Source organism: Pseudoalteromonas sp. ESRF-bin5 (assembly GCF_002632075.1).
Lineage (GTDB): Bacteria > Pseudomonadota > Gammaproteobacteria > Enterobacterales > Alteromonadaceae > Pseudoalteromonas > Pseudoalteromonas marina.
Genome location: NZ_NTLW01000188.1, coordinates 1 through 4,324, shown reverse-complemented (window position 1 = coordinate 4,324; position 4,324 = coordinate 1). Strand labels below are relative to the sequence as shown.

Annotated in this window: 4 protein-coding genes; 2 read left to right on the top strand and 2 right to left on the bottom strand. The window is 39.5% G+C overall.

The genetic code is table 11. The features are described from left to right. Positions 1 to 113: MutS N-terminal domain-containing protein (locus BCG07_RS19945; RefSeq protein WP_502694067.1), on the bottom strand; the 113-nt coding region annotated here is incomplete at its 3' end. A 21-nt stretch (positions 114 to 134) separates the two neighbouring features. Here BCG07_RS19945 and BCG07_RS11405 point away from each other — a divergent pair. Together BCG07_RS11405 and recA are read left to right on the top strand one after the other, a co-directional pair. After that, a complete protein-coding gene (locus tag BCG07_RS11405; RefSeq protein WP_006791965.1) occupies positions 135 to 626 on the top strand; it encodes a CinA family protein in 492 nt (163 codons plus the stop codon). A 65-nt stretch (positions 627 to 691) separates the two neighbouring features. After that, a complete protein-coding gene (gene recA, locus BCG07_RS11400) occupies positions 692 to 1,735 on the top strand; it encodes a recombinase RecA (protein ID WP_006791966.1) in 1,044 nt (347 codons plus the stop codon). A 269-nt stretch (positions 1,736 to 2,004) separates the two neighbouring features. Here recA and BCG07_RS11395 read toward each other — a convergent pair whose 3' ends face one another. Further along, complete coding sequence (locus BCG07_RS11395; RefSeq protein WP_286890225.1) at positions 2,005 to 4,128, bottom strand: TonB-dependent siderophore receptor; 2,124 nt, start codon at positions 4,126 to 4,128, stop codon at positions 2,005 to 2,007. Positions 4,129 to 4,324 lie beyond the last annotated feature (196 nt).

Sequence of the window (4,324 nt, the reverse complement as noted above, 5' to 3'; positions counted from 1 at the left end):
CCCATACGATAAAACAATAAAATATCGCGATGCTCTGATTTTATTTTTAGATACTGCTGCATCATAGGGGTTTGTTGTTTTATAGTGTGTGGTGCAAAAAGATCAAACGACATGTATTTACCCAAAGGCTGAATATGGAATTACATCAAGAGATTAAAACACTTGCTGCGAAATTAGGTGTTATTTTAACGGATAAATGCTTATGGATCACTACTGCTGAATCATGCACAGGTGGTGGAGTGAGTTATGCACTAACAGACACACCTGGCAGCTCGCGCTATTTAGGGCGTGCATTTGTTACTTATAGCAATGAGGCAAAGCACGAACTACTCAATGTAGCGACGAGTACGTTAGAGCAGTATGGTGCTGTGAGCGAACAAACCGTAAAAGAAATGGCGTTGGGGGCAAAAAATCTTGCCAATGTTGACGTTGCTATTGCTATATCGGGGATAGCAGGGCCGGGTGGAGCAACACAAGATAAGCCAGTGGGTTTTGTATGGTTTTGCCTACAAATTGCAGATAAACAATTTACATTTAAGCAAATATTTAGTGGTGATAGAGCCCAAGTTAGAATGCAGGCTATTGAATTTGCTTTGAAAAATACAATTGAAAAGATAAATTTATAAATTTCGCTTGATACTGTGGTTTCATACAGTATACTTGTTCGCATTAGCCGGATTTGGAGAACAAAATGAACGATAACAAACAAAAAGCGTTAGACGCTGCACTATCACAAATTGAGCGTCAATTTGGTAAAGGTTCAATCATGAAGCTGGGCGACAATAAAGCCCTGAACATTGATGCAGTATCTACAGGTTCATTAGGGATCGACATTGCTTTAGGCATAGGCGGTTTACCAATGGGTCGTATTGTTGAAGTATATGGTCCTGAATCTTCAGGTAAAACAACACTGACTTTGCAAGTTATCGCACAAGCTCAAAAAGAAGGTAAAACATGTGCCTTTGTTGATGCTGAGCATGCTCTAGATCCTGTATACGCTCAAAAGCTAGGTGTTAACATTGATGAGCTGTTAGTTTCTCAACCAGATACGGGTGAGCAAGCGTTAGAAATTTGTGACATGTTAGTGCGTTCAAGTGCTGTAGATGTTGTGATTGTCGATTCAGTTGCAGCCCTAACACCTAAAGCTGAAATTGAAGGCGACATGGGCGACTCGCACATGGGCTTACAAGCACGTTTAATGTCGCAAGCATTACGTAAGCTTACGGGTAATATTAAACGTTCAAATACATTATGTATTTTCATTAACCAAATTCGTATGAAAATTGGTGTAATGTTCGGTAACCCAGAAACAACAACCGGTGGTAACGCGCTTAAGTTTTACGCATCAGTTCGTATTGATATTCGTCGTATTGGTTCGGTGAAAGAAGGTGATGAAGTTGTTGGTAACGAAACGCGCGTTAAAATTGTTAAAAACAAAGTAGCGCCTCCGTTTAAACAAGCCGAATTTATCATCATGTATGGTGAAGGTATTTCTAAGCAAGGCGAGTTAATTGATTTAGGTGTTAAGCACAAAATTGTTGAAAAAGCAGGTGCTTGGTACAGCTACAATGGTAACAAGGTAGGCCAAGGTAAAAACAATTCAATTAAATTCTTAAAAGAAAACGTAGAAATTGCAAACGAAATTGAAGGCAAACTACGCGATATGTTATTGCTTAAAGCGACAATTGAACCAGAGGATGGTGAAGATGTACTAGGTGATGACGCTGACCTTTAAGGTTTAAAACGTTCTTCAAGCTTGATTTGACCCGAGCTTTACAAAAACGCTAGCCAGTAATGGTTAGCGTTTTTTTGTGTGAAAGCATTTATTAAGTCGTTATTAATTCGCCTAACTAAACGTGCTGTTTTTAGGTTATAAAGCCTTAATAGCATCGGGTTTACTGTATTAACACTATGGCGGTTTTGTAACTACAGTTTTTAAAATGAAAAACGACACAAAAGCTGTGTCGTTTAAATTGTGTGATTAAAATATACTTATAATTAACTTTACAGTTGCCAGTTAACAGATAAGGCATAGTTACGCGGCGCGCCGTAGTAACCTTGCGCCCAAAATAAGCTATGCAAATACTTTTCGTCGGTGGTGTTATTTACGTTAAAAGTAACACCTACGTTTTGAGTAATCTTGTAGTTGGCCATCAAATCAAGAATACCATAAGCACCTTGGTTTGTTGTTACAAGTGCTGTACCCGTTGCGTCAAAGACTTGTACACGACTCACCGAATCTTGCCAACGATAGTTTGCACCAAATGTTAAGCCTTCAACAAACGGTACCTGATAAGTAGCGGCAAGTTTTAATTGATTTTCTGGTGTGTAGTCTTTTACTAAATCGTCACCATTAATGCTTAAATTACTAAAGCTTACGCTAGTGCTTAAACTCTCAGTAAGTTTACCGCTTAGTTCTACCTCAAAACCGTCACTACTAATGCCATCAGCAGCATAGTAGCGCGTATCACTCGGTAATGAATCAGGTAGTGCAACTGCAAGGCCTTCCTGTTTAGCATCAAAATACGCCAACGTTAAAAACACTTGGTCTTCTAAAAGCTGTGCTTTTAAACCTATTTCGCTACTTTTGCCAGTAATGGGGGCAAGTTGCTCAGCGTTTATATCCAGCTCTTCCTGGGGCACGAATGTTTCGGTATAGCTTGCGTAGGCTGAGAGTGAATCTGTAAAGTCGTAAACCGCACCTATATAAGGAATAACTTCACTGTCATCTCGTGTTTGTACTACCCCATATGCAGTGCCTTTTGTTTCCCAGTCGGTGTAACGAACACCTGCAAGCACACTTAGTGGGTCACTTAGTTTTATGCGAGTAGATACATAAGCAGATTGCTGCTTGTTTTCAATATCACTGCCGTTTAAACCATCTGCAAGTGTTGCTTCTGGCGCTACGCCATTCCATGTATCAAGCGATGGCATGGAAGGAAAGCCATTACCCGTTGTGTAATCGTAGAGTGACTGCTCGTTATAATCCATGTTTGCTTGGCTTACACCAAATGATAGGTCGTGCTCTTGACCAAATAAATCAAACTTACCACTAGCGTATAAATCAAACAGGTCGTGTTTATCCTCGTAATCATAACGGCTTGCGTAACCTGTAAGGCCTAGACCTGTTTCTCTATCGGGTGTGCCATAAACATAAAACAGCTCTGAATCTTGCTCGTTTTCAATGTGTGCATAACGGGCGGTTGCTACCCAAGTTGCTGATAAGTTTTGCTCAAGTGTTACATAGACCTGTTCAGCACTGTTGTCCCAATATGACCAATCTGATGCAGTACTAGTAGATGCATCGTAATCAGTGGCTGAGCCATCAGTGTAGTAAAGGGGTAATGCTCCCCAAAGCGGGCTATCGGCATCTTTTTGTTGATTAACGTAGTTGAGACTTAGTGTTGTATCATCTGTTAATTTACCTTCATAGGCTAAGTAACCTATTGTTTTGTCAGTTTCGTAACGGTCCAAGTAAGATTCTGCTTTATGCTTAGTAAATACCGCGCGTACAGCGTGCTCATCGTTTATTGGAGTCGAAACATCAACCTCTAGTCGTTTGTTATTCCAGGAGCCATAAGATACAGATGCATGCGCTTGTGTTATGTAGGTCGGTTTTTTAAGTACCATGTTCACTGTTGCAGAAGGATTTCCTGCACCGGTCATTAAACCGTTAGCCCCACGAACAATTTCAACACGGTCATAAATAGAGGTATCTAATGAGCCTTGAATTGACCCCGAACTTTGTGGAATACCCAAGCCATCTACTTGAAAGTTTGTGATTTCAAATCCACGGGCTTTAAAGTAAGTCCGATCTGTTTCTATTTGCTCCACCGTTACACCGGGTGTGCTTTCAAGAACGGAGTTAATATCATCTAACGAAAAATCGTCCATTAATGCGCGCGAAACAACCGAAATACTTTGTGGGGTTTCTTTTATTGATAGGCCTAACTTAGTTGCAGACTGCGCATCTTCGGTAATGTAGTTTTTATGATGCTGGCCATATACGGCTATTTTCTCTAATGACTCGTTGTTAGTTTTTAACTCCTGCGCAAACGTATTTCCAGATAAAATTAAAGAAGTAACAATGCTTAGTTTAGACAAACGCAAAATAGTAGGGGACGACATATCGGTTCCAGTTCGTTAAAAAATTGGAACTTATGCTAATCTAAATGATATTGATTTGCAATTGCATTGTTGTGGTTTATTTATCTTTTAACTAATTTGGGCCAGCTTAATTAATACCCTTAGGTTTATTTTAAAATTATGTAGGGTTTAATTAAGAGGTTTATTAACCAAATTTAAAGTTATACGCATAAAAAAA

Bases quoted from the DNA above. Each gene is read 5' to 3' on its own strand.
- BCG07_RS11395 (WP_286890225.1), bottom strand. From the start codon at position 4,128: ATGTCGTCCCCTACTATTTTGCGTTTGTCTAAACTAAGCATTGTTACT.
- BCG07_RS11405 (WP_006791965.1), top strand. From the start codon at position 135: ATGGAATTACATCAAGAGATTAAAACACTTGCTGCGAAATTAGGTGTT.
- recA (WP_006791966.1), top strand. From the start codon at position 692: ATGAACGATAACAAACAAAAAGCGTTAGACGCTGCACTATCACAAATT.